This window comes from Streptomyces sp. NPDC086787, assembly GCF_044745865.1.
Lineage (GTDB): Bacteria > Actinomycetota > Actinomycetes > Streptomycetales > Streptomycetaceae > Streptomyces.
This window is the reverse complement of the sequence record NZ_JBIVBC010000034.1, coordinates 1-17,212: the sequence shown is the minus strand read 5'-3', so window position 1 is coordinate 17,212 and position 17,212 is coordinate 1. Positions and strand designations below refer to the sequence as shown.

At 71.6% G+C, this 17,212-nt stretch carries 13 protein-coding genes and 5 pseudogenes; 12 read left to right on the top strand and 6 right to left on the bottom strand.

Features of this window, described 5'->3' with window-relative positions; all coding sequences use genetic code 11:
• Positions 1–503: 503 nt before the first annotated feature.
• On the top strand, positions 504–800 hold the full coding sequence (locus tag ACIPK3_RS33695) for a hypothetical protein (protein WP_402575963.1): 297 nt from the start codon (positions 504–506) through the stop codon (positions 798–800).
• 83 nt (positions 801–883) lie between these two features.
• Here ACIPK3_RS33695 and ACIPK3_RS33690 read toward each other — a convergent pair whose 3' ends face one another.
• Positions 884–2,320 carry an MFS transporter gene (locus ACIPK3_RS33690; protein WP_402575962.1) on the bottom strand — a complete coding sequence of 479 codons (1,437 nt, stop codon included), beginning with the start codon at positions 2,318–2,320 and terminating at the stop codon, positions 884–886.
• 854 nt (positions 2,321–3,174) lie between these two features.
• Here ACIPK3_RS33690 and ACIPK3_RS33685 point away from each other — a divergent pair.
• Positions 3,175–3,342 carry a hypothetical protein gene (locus ACIPK3_RS33685; protein WP_402575960.1) on the top strand — a complete coding sequence of 56 codons (168 nt, stop codon included), beginning with the start codon at positions 3,175–3,177 and terminating at the stop codon, positions 3,340–3,342.
• Positions 3,339–3,539, top strand: coding sequence for a hypothetical protein (locus ACIPK3_RS33680; protein ID WP_402575958.1), 201 nt, complete (start codon positions 3,339–3,341; stop codon positions 3,537–3,539). Before ACIPK3_RS33685 ends, ACIPK3_RS33680 begins: the two co-directional genes overlap by 4 nt.
• Positions 3,540–3,729: 190 nt before the next feature.
• On the opposite strand, the pseudogene ACIPK3_RS33675 reads toward ACIPK3_RS33680, so the two are convergent.
• Both ACIPK3_RS33675 and ACIPK3_RS33670 read right to left on the bottom strand, forming a co-directional pair.
• Positions 3,730–3,978: pseudogene (locus ACIPK3_RS33675) on the bottom strand (transposase); the annotation flags it as partial.
• A 43-nt stretch (positions 3,979–4,021) separates the two neighbouring features.
• Positions 4,022–4,237: pseudogene (locus tag ACIPK3_RS33670) on the bottom strand (RNA-guided endonuclease TnpB family protein); the annotation flags it as partial.
• Between the two features lie 323 nt (positions 4,238–4,560).
• Here ACIPK3_RS33670 and ACIPK3_RS33665 point away from each other — a divergent pair.
• The 7 genes from ACIPK3_RS33665 (at position 4,561) to ACIPK3_RS33635 (ending at position 15,020) form a co-directional block, all read left to right on the top strand.
• Positions 4,561–4,785 (top strand): thiazolylpeptide-type bacteriocin, encoded by a 225-nt coding sequence (locus tag ACIPK3_RS33665; RefSeq protein ID WP_402575956.1) that lies wholly within the window; start codon positions 4,561–4,563, stop codon positions 4,783–4,785.
• A gap of 44 nt (positions 4,786–4,829) precedes the next feature.
• Entirely contained in the window at positions 4,830–5,009 is a 180-nt protein-coding gene (locus ACIPK3_RS33660; protein ID WP_402575954.1) for a thiazolylpeptide-type bacteriocin, read from the top strand.
• 218 nt (positions 5,010–5,227) lie between these two features.
• A complete protein-coding gene (locus tag ACIPK3_RS33655) occupies positions 5,228–8,035 on the top strand; it encodes a lantibiotic dehydratase (protein ID WP_402575952.1) in 2,808 nt (935 codons plus the stop codon).
• Entirely contained in the window at positions 8,032–9,219 is a 1,188-nt protein-coding gene (locus ACIPK3_RS33650; RefSeq protein WP_402575950.1) for a lantibiotic dehydratase C-terminal domain-containing protein, read from the top strand. The genes ACIPK3_RS33655 and ACIPK3_RS33650 overlap by 4 nt, the downstream gene beginning before the upstream one ends.
• Positions 9,216–11,285, top strand: a complete 2,070-nt coding sequence (locus ACIPK3_RS33645) for a hypothetical protein (protein ID WP_402575948.1) — start codon at positions 9,216–9,218, stop codon at positions 11,283–11,285. The genes ACIPK3_RS33650 and ACIPK3_RS33645 overlap by 4 nt, the downstream gene beginning before the upstream one ends.
• Positions 11,285–13,285 (top strand): YcaO-like family protein, encoded by a 2,001-nt coding sequence (locus ACIPK3_RS33640; RefSeq protein ID WP_402575946.1) that lies wholly within the window; start codon positions 11,285–11,287, stop codon positions 13,283–13,285. The genes ACIPK3_RS33645 and ACIPK3_RS33640 overlap by 1 nt, the downstream gene beginning before the upstream one ends.
• Positions 13,263–15,020, top strand: coding sequence for a thiopeptide-type bacteriocin biosynthesis protein (locus tag ACIPK3_RS33635; protein WP_402575944.1), 1,758 nt, complete (start codon positions 13,263–13,265; stop codon positions 15,018–15,020). Before ACIPK3_RS33640 ends, ACIPK3_RS33635 begins: the two co-directional genes overlap by 23 nt.
• 125 nt (positions 15,021–15,145) lie before the next feature.
• On the opposite strand, the gene ACIPK3_RS33630 is transcribed toward ACIPK3_RS33635, so the two are convergent.
• On the bottom strand, positions 15,146–15,460 hold the full coding sequence (locus ACIPK3_RS33630) for an amidohydrolase family protein (protein ID WP_402575965.1): 315 nt from the start codon (positions 15,458–15,460) through the stop codon (positions 15,146–15,148).
• 119 nt (positions 15,461–15,579) lie between these two features.
• A pseudogene (locus ACIPK3_RS33625) lies at positions 15,580–15,768 on the bottom strand (transposase); the annotation flags it as partial.
• Positions 15,769–15,994: 226 nt separating this feature from the next.
• Here ACIPK3_RS33625 and ACIPK3_RS33620 point away from each other — a divergent pair.
• Both ACIPK3_RS33620 and ACIPK3_RS33615 read left to right on the top strand, forming a co-directional pair.
• On the top strand, positions 15,995–16,477 hold the full coding sequence (locus ACIPK3_RS33620; protein WP_402575942.1) for a helix-turn-helix domain-containing protein: 483 nt from the start codon (positions 15,995–15,997) through the stop codon (positions 16,475–16,477).
• Positions 16,474–16,887 (top strand): annotated as a pseudogene (locus ACIPK3_RS33615) (transposase); the annotation flags it as partial. The gene ACIPK3_RS33620 and the pseudogene ACIPK3_RS33615, both read left to right, overlap by 4 nt.
• A gap of 194 nt (positions 16,888–17,081) precedes the next feature.
• Here ACIPK3_RS33615 and ACIPK3_RS33610 read toward each other — a convergent pair.
• A pseudogene (locus ACIPK3_RS33610) lies at positions 17,082–17,212 on the bottom strand (IS6 family transposase); the annotation flags it as partial.

Genomic DNA, 17,212 nt, shown 5'->3' with positions numbered 1-17,212 from the left:
GAGTGAGATCACCACACCAACGACGAGGGGCTTCGCCACGTCACCACACCTGACCAGCCCCTTTCATCCCCACAGCACAGGATGAAAGGGGTTCACTCATGTGAACTCCGCGGTAACCCCGGAGCAACTGTCGCGCCCGGTGCGGCCCCCTTCTCCAGAGGTGGCCGCACCGGGGTGTGGCTCTTGGCACAGGCATTCTTGGGCGCCGCGACGTCGGCGGCATGCCACGCAGTTCTGGCCGGTGCCCACGCTGGAGTCCGCCGGGCCACCCCAACGCGCCCGCCACTTCCAAGGAGAAGACGTATATGCCCCTCGATGACCAGAGCACTTGGGCTCTGCTCCGGCAACTCGATGACCCGCAGTACATGGAATTTCCCCGGGGCTACGACCCTGGCGCCACGCGAGCCCGGTTTGAACAGCTCGCAGCCCGTTTGGACGCGCGGTTTCAGTGCACCTGCACCGTCGACCGCCAGGTCTAGGACGCCAGCCACCATGGGACAGTCGTGATCCCAGCAATCGCCGGGGACGGCGCAGAACGCATCACGGTGACCGTCAGCAACTTCGGGAACCTGGCGGTCGTGACCTTGGGCAACCCCGGCAGCTACAACGAGGAAGAGGAGAGTGAGCTCTTTCACGCCACCGACCGACTCCGCGTCGGGGAAGAACTCGAGGCCCTCGGCTACACCGTCATCTCAGAGCACCTGCTCTGGACGAGATACGACGGGGTCAGCGACCTCGTCTCCTACTACCCGCCCGAACACCCCCCGACGTGGTGGATCCGCTTCTTCGACTACCTGTGATCCCCACCTGCGGTGACGGAAGCCAAGGGCTATCTGGTCGACGTGAGGGTGTTTTCGTCCGGTGTCACGTCTGAACTGAGTGTCTACGGCGCTGCTCGTCTGCCGGCGGTCTCGTCTCTGCGACCCCACCGGCGGCGGACCAGCAGTAGGCCGAGGGCGCCGGCGAAAGCCAGTGCAGAGGTGCCGCGCAGTACCGTCTCGATGGCGCGTGCGTCGGCAGCCGCGTGCGTCGTCGAGCCGCTGACGAGTTCCAGGGCTGTGGCGGACAACGACACCCCCACCGCGCCGAGCAGGACGATGACGGTGAGAACCAGCCCGGAGGCGGCGCCGCTGCGAGCGGCAGGGGCGTACGACTGTGTGGCGGAGTTGGTCAAGGCCCAGACCAGGCCGGTCCCGAGTCCGCACAGGGCGAGTACTGCCGCGTACCAGCCGATCGAGACGACGTGGCTGAGTACCATCAGTCCTCCGCCGGTGAAAAGCATGCCCACGATCATTAGCGGCTCCGGGCGGCACCGCTCAGAGAGCGGTCCTGACGCGTAACTCGCGACGCCGTACGCGGTCGGCAGTGCGAGAAAGACCGCACCGGCTCCCAGTGGTGTCATGTCGCGGGCTTGTTGCAAGTAGAGCGCGCAGAGCACCGCGGTCACGCAGTAGACCACGCCGGACAGTGCGCCCGCACTGGTCGCCACGACGAACGGAGGATTACGCAAGAGCGTGGGGTCGATCAGCGGGTGCTTGCTGTGTCGCTCCTGTTCGACGAACACGCCGAGTAGGCCAAGGCCGCCGAGCACGCCAGCCACGGTGACGGGCGAGAACCAGCCCTGGTCTGCGCCATGGTCGACGCCGAGCATGATCGCGGCCAGACCAATTGCGATGATCACCGCACCTCGAGAATCGAGCTCCCGGACGGCGGCTTCATCCCGACTCTCGGACGTGAAGCGCAACAGCAGGGCCACCGCGACCATGCAGAGGGCAACGTCGAGCAGGAATACCCCTCGCCAGGACGTGGCTTGCGTGAGGAGCGCCCCGACGAACGGACCCAGGGCTGTACCTGCGGCCGAGTAGCCGAGCACGTACCCGACAGCTCGGCTCTGACGGCCGTCGCGGAATTGGGAGGCGACCAGTGCGACCCCCACGGGGAACACCAGTGCGGCCGCCGCGCCCTGTGCCAGCCGTCCGAGCACGAGCCAGAGCGTGTTCTGCGACGCGGCGCAGAACACCGAGGCCGCAGCGAAACCGATGAGCCCGAGTACGAGGCTTCGGCGACGTCCCCTCAGGTCGGCCCTGCGGCCCCCGACAATCATCATCGAGCCGAGCGCCAGCATGTAGCCGCTCACCAGCCACTGCAGGTCGGTCGACGCTGTGCGGAAGTCCCGTGCCACTGTTGGGAGTACGAGATTGAGAGCAAACCAGTTCAGCTCGACGACTATCATTGCGACACCGACGCCCGCGATCGCAGTCCGGTCGCGCACGGTGAAGCTGATCGGAGCCGTATCGTCGGCTGCACTTTGGACTGACATTGGTTCCCGGTCCGGCGCTGTCAATTGGGCCTGACGACCTGCAAGGGCCGCGTCACCTCGTGTTCGACCATATGGCAGTGTCACACAAGCGGCTTGCAGACCGAAGGAGCCTCTCCCTGATTGTCGGCAGCCGCGGCGGCCTGCTCGGACTCGTCTTCGTCGATGAGTGCGGCGGTCAGACGTACGGTCCATCGCAGTTGGTCGGCGCTGGAGTTTCAGCCGACGGCTCGGAGCCGTTCGAGGAGTTCGCCGACGCCGGCTGTGTGTGCGTATCGGGACAGCTCTGGTTCGAGGTCGCACACCATCGTCACGCATCGGGGTGCCCCGATCCGGCTGGGCCAGTTCCAGGGGCCGGGTTGCGGTCGCCGCGGCCATCTCCGGTTCGCCGTCCCGGAGGTAGGTCTCGGCCTGGTAGGTCAGGAACACGGATTGGGTCTTGGAGCGGGTGGCGGGCAACAGGGCGATGCCCTCGTCCATCATCTGGTGGGCTTGGCGCCGCTGGCCGAGATCCGCGAGGCAGCGCCCGCCGTCCGCCGCGAGATCGGCGTGCGATATCCAACGAACACCAGGCGGGCGCAGGGGCGTATGACGGAGTGTCCAGGGCCTTCTCCGCGGCGGTGAGGCCTGACCGACGGCCGGGGCGACACCACTGTCTACACCTTCAACAGCTGGGGCCTGCCCGAGTCCACGATCGAACCATCCACCCCAGCCCACCCGGACGCCGCCGACCCGCCCGCGGCATACTGGCCTCAATCACCACGGTCGGCACCCCCACCCGCATCCTCACCTTCGACGCCTTCGAACGTAAGACCGCAGACGGTGCCACGAGCTACGCCTACGACTCCCTGGACCGTGTGGAGACCCGCGGCACGGCCCCCTTCACCTACGACGGAGGCTCCAACAACCTCGCCGGCGACGGTACCAGCGGGTACAACCGGACACCCGAAGGCGCTCTGCTCTCCGTCGCCACCGGCGACAGCAGGCTGTCACCGACCCGCACACGGATCTGGTCGCCAGTTTGACGCCCGACGACAAGCAGCTCAGCGCATCGAGGGCCTACGACCCGTTCGGCAAGGAGACCGCCAGCAACGGCACCACCCCGGCTGTCGGCTACCAGTCCGGTTACACCGACCCCACCAGCGGCGACGTCAACATGGCCGCCCGCTGGTACCAACCCAGGCTCTTCACCCACTGGGCATGGACACCGTGTTTCTGGTGATCAGAGTGACAAGAGCGGAGTGACGGGAGACTGTCACGCTCCGTTCTGTAGGAGCCCGGGGTGAGACTCCCTCGGGCCACCCGACCAGTGTCCAACCTCAGGTCAAGGCGTGGCCCAAAGGTGGCCGATGCCGCATGGCTCGTGTCCAGAATTCAGGGTCAATGCCCGTGTCCAAGATTCCGGGTCAAGGCCCCTGGATCCTCACGAAGACCTCGTCTATGTGCCACTTGTCCCCAGGCGGCGGGCGGCGTCGGCGCAGCGCGTTCGCGTAGGCGGGGCCGAATCGGCGCGTCCACTGGTGGACCGTCTCGTAGCTCACCTCGATACCGCGCTCGAGCATCAGCTCCTCGACATCACGCAGACTCAGGTTGAACCGGTGGTACAGCCACACGCAGTGAGAGATGACCTCCGGCGGGAAGCGGAACCCCCGGTACGACAAGCAGCCCCTCCAGGAATCCGACCAGACGGAGGATCATCCACTGGAGAGAGCTCCTACTCAACCTGACAGTGCCGTCCGCGGCCTTGCGGGCCATGGTCGTCTTCGCGAGGAACTTCGGCCGGAAGTCCTCGACCGCCAGGACGTCATGGTCACGGACGACGGCCCCCCACTTACGTCCGGTGTTTAGGCGCTGTGCAGCCACCTTGTGGTGAAGCTTCGCGGTCTGCCGCTTCGCCTCGCGGTAGCCCTTCGATCCGGCGATCGAGGGGGTCCAGGTCCTGCGGGTCTCCTGGGTTCAGCAGTACCACCGTGACGAGAAGGGGGTGCGCTGGCGGGAGGGCAGGCCAGCCTCACCGCGGAGTGCCTGCGGGCACAGCGGCATACCGGATTGCGGATCGGCGCAAGACCCCTCGTCGCCGCGTCCGGGACGAGCACGGCATCGCCCACCGGAAGAACTGAGCCGTCCGGACGCTCCATCCGGCTTCGAGCGGAATCTGTTTGCATGCCCGTGTCTTGGTATTTCTCGCGCCGCCGATCCGTCGGCGCGTTTCCCTCTCCGCCTTCATCCGAAGGGAGTTCGTCATGTCCCATGCCTCGAACCAGCAGGACGCCTTGGAGCTCCAGGACCTCGACCTGGACGCGGACCTGGACCTCACCGACCTTACCGTGACCTCGCTGCGCGACACCGCCGCGCTGCCCGAGGGCGGCGCCTCGTGGGGCGGCTGCTCATGCCAGGGCTCGTCGTCGTGTGCACCGCCGGAGGTCGTGGTGCCGCCGCAGATCATCGTCACGCCCATCCTCCACTGACTGCGATTCCGCCCCGGACACCGTCCCCGACCTGAAAGGCTCGCATGCCCGGCCCCCAGGAGGACCTTCTCGTGCTGGAAGACCTGGACCTCGGCGTGCTGACCGTCACCGCCCTGCGGGACACTGTCGTGCTGCCTGAGATGGGCGCCTCCGGCGGAGCCAGCTCGTGTTCGTGCGGCTCCTCCTCGTACGCCCAGCCCAGACTGCCCGACCTGCCCTACTAGCGGGCCCTCGACCTCACGTCCCATGAGGCCGGCAAACCACGGCCCTGCGCGGTCGGCCGGACAGGACCGGACGAACCGGCCGACCGCACGGTCCTAGCCCACCCGCGATCCTGATGCGGGCCACCGGGTGCCGCCTGGTCCACTGATGCGTTACGCGCAATCCCTCCTGCTGCGCCGATTCCGCCCGCCCTCCGAGCCGTACGCCGGGAGCCCCCCTCATGTCGTACCCCGCCTCGCCGGCAGCCCCGGTGCGCGTGCCGCCGCCCGACCACGTCGACCCGCTCGAACCGGCGGACCCGCACGACCGGACCGCGCCGTACGCCCTCGTTCGTGCGACCGTGCTCCCCTACCCCGCCGAGTCCTCTCCGGCGGCCGGTGTACGGGCCCTGCTCGCCCGGCTCACCGCCCTGGCCGCCGAGGACGCCACGCTGCGGGCCGCCCTGTCCGACGACCTCTTCACCGCGCGCGCCGGGCATGACGAGGCTTTCCACCGCACGGTGGTTCTCCCGCTCCGCCGCGCTCTGCACAACGGCCGCGAGCCCCGCCCCGCCCTCCTCGGCCGGCTCGGCACCCTGCCCGACCGGGTACCGCGGCTCGCCGACTGGCTTGCCCTGCACGAGCTGCGCGCCGGGCTGCTCGACGAGTTGACGGCCGCCGTCCCGCACGCCCTGACCGCTGAGCGGGCCGCGCTGGCCGGCCTCTGCCGCTCACCTGTCTTCGCCCGGGCCATCGCCCTGACCAGTGCTGACCTGCTGCGGGCAGTTGACCGGGCCGGGCGCGGCGAGACCGGGCGGCGGGCACGCAAGGAGGAGGCCTCGGTCCTGCGCCACGCCCTGCGGGCCAGCGCGAAGACCAGTCCGCTGTCGTGGTTCACCGCTGTCGGGTGGGCCGACGAGCGGGCCGGTCAAAGGGGCGCCGCAGCCACCCTCGCGCCTGCGCCCCGGACCGTGTCCGCCGCCCCGCTGACCTCCGTCGTTACGGCGAGCCGCGCCCTGTTCACCGCGCTCACCGCGGCCCTGCTCGACGAGCCGCGCCGTCGCCGCGCCCTCCGGCACCACATGACGAGCACCGCACGGGTGGCCGACGGACGGGCCCGATTCGCCCGGGCGGAACCGCTGTTCGCCGGTGGCCGGTACATGGTCACCCGCGAGGACGAGGTCGAGGTGGCCGCCCGCCCGGCGCTGGACGTGCTGGCAGCCGTCCTCGCCGACCGCCCGCTCGACCTCGGCACGCTGAGGGTCAGGCTCGCCGCCGAGCTGGGCCGCACGCCGGACGACCCCTCTGTCGCGGGTTTCGTGGACCGACTCGCGGACTCGGGGCTGCTCGTGCCTGTGGATCCCGTCGACCCGCAGCACCCCGCCCCCCTCCTGGCGCTCGCCGACTGGCTGCGCCAGTGGCCCGCTGACGCCGCCCTGGCGCGCCGGATCACCCGACTCGCCCATGACACGCAGAAGTTCGCGGACACTCCCGCCGCCGAACGTCCCGCCCTGCTCGCCGACCTGGCCAGCCGCTGGCGCGAACTGCTCGCTGACACCGCCCGAGCCGTCCCGCCGGAGGCCGCCCCTCTGACGGTCCTCACCGAGGATGTCGTCGCACCCGCCCCCGTGTCTCCGCGCCGCCCACTCGTACCGCCGGGCATGGACGAGGACTGGCACACCGGGTACGAGCCGCTAACCCTCACCGACCATGCCGCGCTCGCCGAACTGACCGCCCTGGCCGAGTTGTTCGATCTGGGTCACATAATGAGCCGGGTCGCCCGGGACAGCTTCGTAGCCCGCTACGGGGAGGGCGGCACCTGCCGCGACCCATGGGACTTCGGCACCGACACCGCCGCCGCCTGGGCAGCAGCCGGCCGCCTCATGGGCCAGTCGGCCGATGTCCCCGAACTACCGACCGGGATGCTCGAACTCACCCGGCTGCGGGAGGAATTCGTTGCACTGGCCCGGCCGGCGGCAGTACAGGCAGGGGGCATGGCCTCCGAGATCATCCTGGCGGCCGGTCCCGTCCGCACCCTCGCCGCCCGTCTGCCCGACTGGACGGCCGCACGGCCGCTCAGCTACTCCCACTTCGTCCAACGCGTGCCCCGCGACGGGCTGTTGTGCGTCAACCACGTCTACGGCGGTTGGGGCAGGTTCACCAGCCGTTTCCTCGACGCACTGCCCGCGAGCGCCGCGGCGGCGGTCCGCGAGCGCGTCCGGCGCGGCCTTGGCACGAGTGCGCGGGCGGCCCAGATCCGGCCGGTGGGCGGGTTCAACGCCAACCTCCACCCGCTGCTGCTCCTCGAAGAGATCGGACCCGACCGCGACCGGGCGGCCCTCACCGAGGCCGACCTCGACCTCGTTCACGACCGGGCCACGGACCGACTGCGCTTTCGCGTACGAAAGACCGGCGACCCGCTGGACGTTCTCTACCTGGGCTTTCTCGCCCCGATCATGCTGCCGGGGCGGCTCGGACCGTTCCTCTCCGATCATCCCGCAGGAGTGGTGGACTTCCGCCCGCTGCTGCCCCATCACGCCATGGCGGCGCCGGGCGGTCAGGCAGTCTATACGCCGCGACTGCGCCACCGTCACCTGGTGCTGGCCCGGCGCCGATGGCACCTCGGCCCGGGTGTGCTCGACGCGCTGCGCGCCGACCTCGCCGCAGAGGAGCGGGAGATTCCGGCCGCCACGGTGGCCCGTTGGCGGGCTCTGCTCGACCTGCCGGACCAACTCTTCCTGCACCCGGCTCCGCTGCCCACGGCCGGGCGCGCCGTCGACGACTTCGTCGCACGGCTGCGCGCGCCCAAGCCGCAGCCGCTCGACCTCGGCAACGCCCTGCACCTGCGCTGCCTGCGCACTTGGCTGTCACGCCATCCCCAGGGCGTCGTCCTGGAGGAGGCCCTGCCCGCCTTCGGCGGCCGGGACCGGCCCGCCCGTGCGGTCGAGTCCGTCGTCGAGACCTATCGCCCGGCACGCCACCGTTCGGCCTGCCGCGCCGTGCACCGGACCTCGGCCCCGCCCGCACTCCGCCGAGGAGGCACCCGATGAAAGCCCCGGCCGGCCCTGCACCCGCCCCGGTCTCGCCGAGCCCCGCCGAGCCCGGCTCCGCCGGGACCCTCGACGTCGTCCTGTACGACTACCGCCCGGACAAGGCACCGCTGCTGCGCGAAGCGGTGTTGCCGTTGGCCCGCCGGGCCGCCGCCGACGGCCTGACCGCGCACGTCGAACGCCACTGGCTGCACGGCCCGCATGTACGGCTCCGGCTGCACGGCGCACCCAACCCGTTGGCCGCCGCGGCAGAGTACACCGCGGCCGCCCTGCGGACCTGGGCCGCCGACCACCCCTCGGCCACCCGCATCACCGAGGAGGAACTCCTAGCCCGGGCTGCGGTGGCGGGCCGCGCCGAGCTGATCGCCCCGCCGTACGGCCCGCTCGTACCGGACGGCACCGTCCGGGTCGAGCAGGTGGACCGGACGTCCTTGCGCACCCTGATCGGGCCGGACGGTGTGCGGCTCCGCGACGACCTGCTGACGCTGGGCCTGTCGGCGCTCGGTACCGGGTGTGCGTTCCTGGGCGGGCACGGGGACGCACCGGCCGCCCGCGTGCAACTGGCGGTCGCGGCGCTGGCCGCGCACGCCGCGGCGCACCCGGAGGGGCTGATCGGGGGCCACTACTCGTTCGTCTCGCACCTCGAGGACTTCCTGCTCTACGAGGACTCGGGCGATCGGCTGCGGGCGGCCTTCGAGCGCCGATGGGAGGCCACCGGACCGGCCGTCACCGCGCTGGTCAGGCGGATCGCGGACGACGGGGCAACCGGCTGGGAACGCGCCTGGGCCGACTGGTCCGCGCAGGCGTGGCGTGTCACCGCGGAACGGTTCGCGGCGGGCGTGGACTTCGCGGGCGACCCCCTGGAGTACCGGAACCGAGCGGCGATGCTCGGCGACGAGGCGGTGGCCGACCGCTGGAACCAGGACCTACGCACCCGCTACAGCGAGTTCCACCGGCGGCTGCGCCGCTCGGACCCGCGGGGAGCGATGTGGAGTCGACCCGACTACCTGATCTACCGGGCCTGCACGAATGCGCTCTACCGGCTGTTCGCGATCTGCGACGTGCGGCCGGTGGAGCGGTACCTCGCCGCGCACCTGGTCGTGCGCACGGTGCCGGAGCTCACCGGGCATTCCTGGCAGGGCCGTATCGACGAGGTGATCGCGGCGGTGGAGGGTTCGTCATGACCACCGCCCCCGCCGCCGCAGCAGCCGGAAGCGCACTGGAGTCCCGGGGCCCCGCTCCGGGTGGGGAGCTCGCACCGCCGGTCCCCGAAGCCCTCGTCGCGTCGGCGCCCGACGTCCACGTTGCGTCGGCGCCCGGAAATCCCGTTCCGCCGCTGGAACCGCGCCTTCGGCTGCGGCCCGGCGTTGTCGTCACCCCGCTGCTGACGGGGCTGCACCTGCGCGGCCGTGGCGTCGGCGTCACCCTGGAGGGCAACCGCGCGCTGCCCGCCCTGTGGCAGCTGCTCGCAGACCGGCTCGCTCCGGACCGCGCGGTGCGGGACGACGGCGACCCACCGGGCGATACCGAGGCGGGGGCGGATGGCGACACGCAGGCCGGAGCCTTGGCGAACGCGGCTTCCACTGAGGCAGCGGCCACCGCGAGCGATCGAGCCGAGCCCCGGGTGGAAGCCGCGCTCGCCACGCTCACGGGCCTGCTGCGCGAGCACGATCTGCTGGTCGAGCACCCGAACGGCGTCGAACTCCCGCCCTGGCCGGGTTCGTCGGCGGCTCATCCGGCCAAGGCGGTCGAAGCGATCCGGACCGCACGACCGGTCGTCGCCACACCGGAACCCGAGGGCCCTCTGGCCTTGAGCCTCGTTCGGGCGCTCTGCAGTGCGGGGGCGGACGCGCGGGTCACCACCGACGGCGGGCTGCCCGCCGGCCGGGCAGTGGTGACGGCCGACACACCGTCCGGGGCCATGGCGCTCGCGGTGGCCTGCGACGCCGACGGCGGCTTCGTCACCGAACCCGGCCCCCCGAACCAGGCCCGCGCCGACGCCGACGCCCTCGCCACCCGTCTCGGCACCGGCACACCACCATGGGCGACGGGCCGCCCCACCACAGCGCCTGCCGATGCCCTCGCACCATCGCAGGAGGCTGCCGTCGCCTCTGTCAATGCCATTGCCGGGAAATCGTCCCCCCCGCATGTCGCACTGCTCGGCGGTGCCGCGGCCGGGCGGCTGCTCGCGGCCGTCATGGGCCTGCCCGACCCTGCTGCGCACGAGGACGCCTTCGACTCCGCCAAAGCCGGACATGCGGCCGTACTGATCGCCCGGGCCGAGCCGCCGGAGGCGACGTACCACCCATGGGCGGCGGCCCCGCGGGGCGACCGCCGGGCGAAGGATGCCCCGCCCGCCGCGGATCTCGGGGATGCCCTGCGCCGGGTCGCCGCCCTGGGTGACCCACGGCTCGGCGTGCTCGCCGCACCACGCCCCGGGGACCTCCCGCAGCTCCCCGCGTCGCTCGTATCCTGCCGGACCCCGGAGGGTCTCCTGGTCGCCGGCGCGGTGCGGGCTGACCTGGCCCGGCTGGAAGCGGCCTGCCGTGCCGCCGAACTCACCCTCGCCGACGGCTGGTCGGCCCCGATCGTCGGAGCGAGCCCCGACCACGCCCACGGCAGGGCACTGCGCCGTGCGGTCCTGGACCGCCTCGGCCTGCAAACCCCCTCCACCGCGTCGCAGGCGGAACCGGTCACGGCCGACGTCCGTGCCGACGAGACTAAGGCCGACATCTGGTGCACGCACCCGCAGGCCCGCCACTGGTGGACCGTGCTGACCGAACGCATGGGCCGGCCAACAGATCTGACAGTGCGTCAACTCAACTTTGAGGAAGCCTACTCGGCCGTCGTCCGGGTTCGGTCGACGCCGACCGGAAGCGGCGCCGCCCCCGTGATGGTGAGCCACGCCGTCGAGGCGACCGCGGCCGACGCCGTGGCTCTCGCCGCTCTCGACGCGGTCACGCGTGCGATGGCGGCGGAGCACGTGCCGTACGGGGCGCAGCACACCGCGCTCAGCGGCGCCGTGGCTGCGCTCGCTGTGGCAGGCGTAGAGCCCGCCGACTGGGCGGACGAGGGCTGGACCGACGTCTGGCTGGCCGGTATGGCCGACCGGGAACCAGCCCTTCGCGCCGCCCTGCGCCGGTTGACCGGAGCGCGGCCCACGCCCTGGCGGGGCACCGGCCACCCCTTGCTCGCCGATGCCCTGCGCGCGTCCGGATTCACGGTTTTGAACGGTCCGGGAGGTCACTGATGTACACCGCCGACCCGTACGCCGTCCTCACCCCATCCCAAGTCTCCGTCTCCGTACTCGACCCGGGTGCGGCGCTGGCGACCGTGGAGGGCGCCGCCGTCGTGTGGCTGACCGCGTGGGACCTCGCGCTGGCCGAGCGGCTCAGCCGGCACGCCCTGGCCCATCCGGTCAGGTTCGTGCCGGTGTGTGAGGACGGGGCGCTGACCGTGATCGGGCCCGTACTCCACCCCGGGGCTCGGGCCTGCGTCGGCTGTGCGGAATATCAGCGGCTGGCCACGGCGGGCGGCCGGGTGCCGTGGCAGAGCCCGCGGCTGGCGCTCGGCGGCACGGGGACCCCGCCGCTGGCCGAGGCGGTGCTCCGACTCGCGGCAGACCTGCTGACGAACGACCCGCTCGAACCAGATCAGATCGCCGCCGACCGCCACGCCACACCCCCATCCGGCCCCGCCGCCACCGCTCTCCACGCCGACGACCCGGTCCCGGTCGACGACCGGGCCGTCGTCCACATCCTCCAGGGCGACCGGTACGTCTGGTCCACCCATCGCATCCGGCCGGTCGGCGGCTGCCCGGTCTGCCGGCCGCTGCCGGACGACTCGCCCGCCGGGAGCCGGTGGCCGCTCACACCCCGGCCGCTGCCCGACCCGTCGGTGCTGCGCGGCCCCAACGCTCGCACCACGCCAGCCCGTTTGCGCGCCGAGCTGCACGACGAGCGGTTCGGGCCGGTGCGCCGCCTCTTCAGGACCGAGAACTCCGCCTTCGCTCTGACCACGGCCTGGGTCACGGACGGCCGCTCCCTCGACGACGGCGGTTACGGCCGATCGGGCGATTTCCGCTCCAGCGAACGCGTCGCCCTCTTCGAGAGCGTGGAGCGATTCGCCGGGATGCGGCCCACCGGCCGCCGCACCGTGCTCCGCGCCTCCTACACCGACCTCGTCGCCGCAGGAGAAACGGCCGTACTCGACCCCGTTCGGCTGGGCCTGCCGGATCCCGAGTTCGACGGTCACCCCGCCCGCCGGACCGTCCCGTACTCCCCCGACCTCGCACTCGACTGGGTGTACGGCTGGTCGCTCACCGAGCGCCGCGGGCTGGTGGTGCCCGAGCACGTGGCGTACTGGGACGTACCGGGGCCGGACCGGCCGCGGGTGGTGTACGAGTCCTCGAACGGCTGCGGGCTGGGCAACAGCCCCCAAGAGGCTGCGCTGTACGGGCTGTTCGAGGTCGCCGAACGCGACGCCTTCCTGATGGCCTGGTACGCGCGGACACCGCTGCCCCGGATCGCCGTCCCCGACGACGACCCGGAGGTCACCGCCCTGGCCGACCGCGCCGCGCTGCTGCGCTACCGCCTGACCCTGCTGGACGCCACCAACGACCTGGGCGTCCCGGCGGTGATCTCGCTCTGCCGCTACGAGGGCACGCACCCCGACGCACCACGCGCGTTCCTGGCCGCCGGCGCCCACCACGACCCCCAGGCGGCGATCCGCTCGGCGGTGGCCGAGGTGGTCACCAACGTTCAGGAAGCCGATCGCCGTTCCGCGCCAGGCGGTCCGCGGGACCCGGAGCGGCTGCGGCCGATGCTGGACCGCCCCGAGCTGGTGCTGGACCTCGACGACCACGTCGGCCTCAACACCCTGCCGCAGGCGCAGCCCCGGATGGACTTCCTGCTCGCCGGCGCGAGGGAGGTGCCGTGGTACGAGCGGTGGCCGGGGGCCCCCGAGCCGGTGGCCGACCTGACCCTGGTGCTGGAGCGGACCGTGGAGCGGCTGGCCGGCGAGGGACTGGAGGTGATCGCGGTCGCGCAGGACGAGGCCGGCGTACGGGACCGGCTGGGGCTGCACTGCGCCAAGGTGATCGTCCCTGGCACGCTTCCGATGACCTTCGGGCACGTCAACCGCCGCACCGCGGGACTGGAGCGGCTGCTGGAAACGCCCCACCGGTTGGGTCGCACCGTCAGGCCGCCGCGGCGCGAGGAACTGTCCCTTGACCCCCACCCCTTCCCGTGAGGACGCGATGACGACCGCCCGCCCCCGCCCCTTCCCGACTGCCGCCACCGGGGTCGCGTCCGAAGACCCCGGACACCCCTGGCACAGCCTGCACCTGACGCTGCACTCCGGCGGCGCGGAGACGGACGCCTTCGTCACCGACGACCTCGCCCCGCTGATGGACCGCCTGACCGCCGACCCCCGTGCCGCCTGGTTCTTCATCCGCTACGGCGAGGGCGGCCCACACCTGCGGATCCGTTTCCGGGGCCCGCTGGCCGCCGGTGCGGCGGCCGGGCTTCCCGCCACCCTGGCGGAGTCAGCGGCCTCCCGGCCCGCCGAGCTGACGGGCCCCTGGCCGTCCGGGCACGGCGAGGTGCGCGAGGTGCCTTACACACCCGAGACAGAGCGGTACGGGGGCCCCGCCGCGCTGCCTTTCGCCGAGGAGCTGTTCGCCCACTCCACCCGGGCGGCCGTCGAGGCCCTGCGCGCCACGCCAGACCGGTTCGCCCGGCTTCCGCTTGCCCTCGACATGGCCCACGCCACCGCCCACGCGCTCGGCCTCGACGAAATGGAAGCCGCGGGCTGGCTGCGCCGGCACGCCGCCTCCTGGCGTTGGATCCCCGAGGTGGATCCGCTGCCCGGCGCCGCCGTCCACTCCCGCGTGAACTCGGTGTTCGCCCTCCAGCGGCCGGGCTTGGTCCGGCGCGCCCGGTCCCTGCGCGCGGCCCTCGACACGGGTACCGCCGCGCCCTGGCTGGCCCGGTGGGCTTGCCAGGTCGGCGCTTTCGACGACCGGTTGCGCGATGCCGTGCCGACGGAACAGACCGCCCACCGTGTGCTCTGGGTGTGGGCCTCCCAGCTGCACATGCTGTTCAACCGGCTCGGTGTGACCCCCGACGAGGAGCGGGCCGTCTGCCGGCTGGCGGCCCGCACCCTGCTGGAGACCGAGGACGACCCGGGGTTCTTCCCCGCCGGGCACCGCGCGGCGGACTACCAGTACCTGGAACGCAGCAAGTTCCGGGTCGGACGGCCCGAAGACACCGCACTGCGCGACCTACCGCCTCGACCGGCCCCCTCCGCGGCCCAGCTGGCGGCCGAACTCCCGCTGCCCGCAGCACCCTTGCCGGATCTGTCACTCACCGAGACGCTGAGCAGGCGCAGTTCCGTCCGCGGACCGCTGCACGGGCCGCTGGACGCGGAGACCCTGGGCGGGGTGCTGTGGTCCGCGTACGCCGAGAGCCACGCGACACAACGGCCGCTCGCCGACGGCTCCGTACACACCCAACGCCACCGCCCGTACCCGAGCGCCGGTGCCCTCTACAGCGTGCGCGTCCGGCTGGTGGCGCTGAACGTCGCGGGGCTCGACACGGGCACGTACCACTGCCTCCCGGAGCGCCGCACGCTGCTTCCGATCGGCCCCGCACCGACCGTCACCGAACTCAAGGCGCTGTCCTCCTACCTCTCCCGGCCTGCGGAGGACCCGGACGCGGTGGGCATCGACGAGGCCCCGGCGGTGTTCGCGGTCCATCTCGACCTCGGCCTCCTGCGCGGCCGCTACGGCCTGCGAGCACTGCGGCTCGGCCTGCTGGAGGCCGGCCACCTCGCGCAGACGCTGCTGCTCACCACGGCGGCGTTCAGCCTGGCGTCGCTCCCGCTCGGCGGCCTCCATGACGACCTGGCCCACGAGCTCCTCGGCCTCGACGACCTCGACGAGCCGGTCCAGTACCTCCTTCCGCTGGGCCGCCCCGCCCCGTGAAGGCACTGCCGTCGAGCGCCGGTTCCCGCACGTCGGCCGTGCCCGGGCCCGCTTGTCGACAGCCGTGAAGCAGGCGCGGCTCCAATGCAGCGGCGGTGAACACAAAGTCCTCTGTTGGGCTGCCGTCATCGCGGGTGCGTCGGGCCGCTCCGCCGCGGAAGCAGTTCGGCGCCCGCCGTCAGGACCGCCTCGGCCGCCTCCGGCGCCAGCGTCTCCTCGATGAAGGTCACGGCCCGCTTCAGCCCGTCGCCCGTCTGGTACGGGAAATCCGTGCCGAGGATCAGCCGGTCGGCGCCGTACGATTCCGCCGCCGCGCGCAAGGCGGGCTCGTGGCCGTGCGCGACGGTGTCGTAGTACATGCGGCGCGCGGCGATCGTCGGCATCTCGGTGATGTCGGGCGCCTCCCAGCGGATGTGTTCGTCCGCGCGCGGCAGCAGCATCGGCAGCGCGCCGCCCAGGTGGGAGTGTGCACGATCCGCAGCCTCGGGAAGCGGCTGGGGATGCCTTCGAGAATGAGGTGCATCGCGCAGATCGTGTCCTCCACCGGCGCGCCGACCATCTCGTACACGGTCTTCCACTTCCCGCAACGCGCAGGCAGATCCCGCCAGGGCACTCCGGTGCGGTTCCGGTACAGGATCCCGTTGATGATCCTGCGATGGCTCGCCCAACGACCGCCTCGCTTGCCGGACTTCGGCAGACGCGGCCTCAGCCGAGCCCATTCGTCGTTCGTGAGATCTCCCCGCCCCATGGACATGCCAACGAGCCGAAGCTGGAACGGTCACATGATCCGCCGGACACGACCTAGTGCTGGATTCCGCTTTGGCTGGGTATATGTCCTGGTGGCGGGGTAGTTGAGGGTGCTCGGGGGCGGGTGCTGGGCAATGGTTTTATGGGCACGACCGGAGCGTGACGAGGACGAAGGGGCCGTCGTCCGTCGCCTGGCGCGGGCGCGGAAGGCGCCGCGGGATGCGGTGATGCGGGCTCGGATGATCGAGCTGAGCTGGTCGGGACAGCGGGTGCCGGCGATTGCGGTGGAGCTGGACTGCAGCCAGAAGACGGTCCGCTGCTGGCTGCACCGCTTCAACCGTCTGGGCCTGCAGGGACTGGACGACCTGGGCGGGCAGGGGCACAAGCGGCGGATCACGGAGCAGGAACGATCCCGGATCATTTCCCTGGTCAAGACCGTGCCGCCGGGACGACTGCGGTGGGAGCCTGTCGGGGAACTGTGGGCCTTTGACGAGTCGGGGCCGGCCGAGTGGACGCTGGATTCCCTTGCCGCGCAGGCGCGGGCCGAGGGGATCGAGGTGAGCCGTTCGCAGGTGCGCCGCATCCTGCTCGCCGCGGGTGTGCGCTGGCGCCGTACCCGATCCTGGATGCGGTCGAAGGACCCGGACTTCGTCCCAAAAGGACAAGGATCATCGGTCTCTACACCCAGCCGCCCCACGACGCGACGGTGATCTGCGCCGACGAGCTGGGGCCGGTGATCCCGCGGACCTTTCCGCCCGCACCCGCCTGGTCACCCGACGGACACCGAATCAAAGCGGAGCTCGACTACAGCCGCGGACCAGAGAAGACCTGGGTCTACGGAGCCTTACGCGTCCGGGACGGCCAGCACATCACCATGACCGCTTCCTCCCGCAACAGCGTCTTCTACCAGCAATTTCTGCAACAGGTCGAGGACGCCAACCCGACTGGGGAAATCTGGATCGTCACCGACAACCTGTCCAGTCACAACAGCCTGTCCACCCGGACCTGGCTCGAGGACCATCCCCGCATCCACCACGCTTTCATCCCAGTCGGTGCGTGCTGGCTCAATCTGCAGGAAGGCTGGTGGCGCATCTTCCGCAAAGCCGCACTCGCCGGTCGGTCCTTCGCCAACCCGGACGACATCGCCCAGGCCACGGCCCTCGCAACAAACCAGCTCAACTCCCGTGCCCGTCCCTGGATCTGGGGCCGAACCGCACCACCAACCCGCTCTCTACGACGCCGATGGCGCTGTCACGTTGTCGGGGGTGTGGTCGTCTGGGGGTGTGCCTGGTTGGTCGGGTTTCGGGTCTTGGGTCAGGCCGCGGCAGGCTGGATGGCCGCGCCGGTGATGTGGTCCCAGAGGGTGAAGCGGAGGGTCATCTCGAAGCGGTACTCAGTGGCGGTCAGCAGATGCCGTCGGGGCCTGAAGTGGGGTGAGATGCCGC

Excerpts from the sequence above, each read along its gene's own strand:
- ACIPK3_RS33690 (WP_402575962.1), bottom strand. The coding sequence starts at position 2,320 with ATGTCAGTCCAAAGTGCAGCCGACGATACGGCTCCGATCAGCTTCACC.
- ACIPK3_RS33665 (WP_402575956.1), top strand. The coding sequence starts at position 4,561 with ATGTCCCATGCCTCGAACCAGCAGGACGCCTTGGAGCTCCAGGACCTC.
- ACIPK3_RS33660 (WP_402575954.1), top strand. The coding sequence starts at position 4,830 with ATGCCCGGCCCCCAGGAGGACCTTCTCGTGCTGGAAGACCTGGACCTC.
- ACIPK3_RS33655 (WP_402575952.1), top strand. The coding sequence starts at position 5,228 with ATGTCGTACCCCGCCTCGCCGGCAGCCCCGGTGCGCGTGCCGCCGCCC.
- ACIPK3_RS33650 (WP_402575950.1), top strand. The coding sequence starts at position 8,032 with ATGAAAGCCCCGGCCGGCCCTGCACCCGCCCCGGTCTCGCCGAGCCCC.
- ACIPK3_RS33645 (WP_402575948.1), top strand. The coding sequence starts at position 9,216 with ATGACCACCGCCCCCGCCGCCGCAGCAGCCGGAAGCGCACTGGAGTCC.
- ACIPK3_RS33640 (WP_402575946.1), top strand. The coding sequence starts at position 11,285 with ATGTACACCGCCGACCCGTACGCCGTCCTCACCCCATCCCAAGTCTCC.
- ACIPK3_RS33630 (WP_402575965.1), bottom strand. The coding sequence starts at position 15,460 with ATGCTGCTGCCGCGCGCGGACGAACACATCCGCTGGGAGGCGCCCGAC.
- ACIPK3_RS33620 (WP_402575942.1), top strand. The coding sequence starts at position 15,995 with ATGCGGGCTCGGATGATCGAGCTGAGCTGGTCGGGACAGCGGGTGCCG.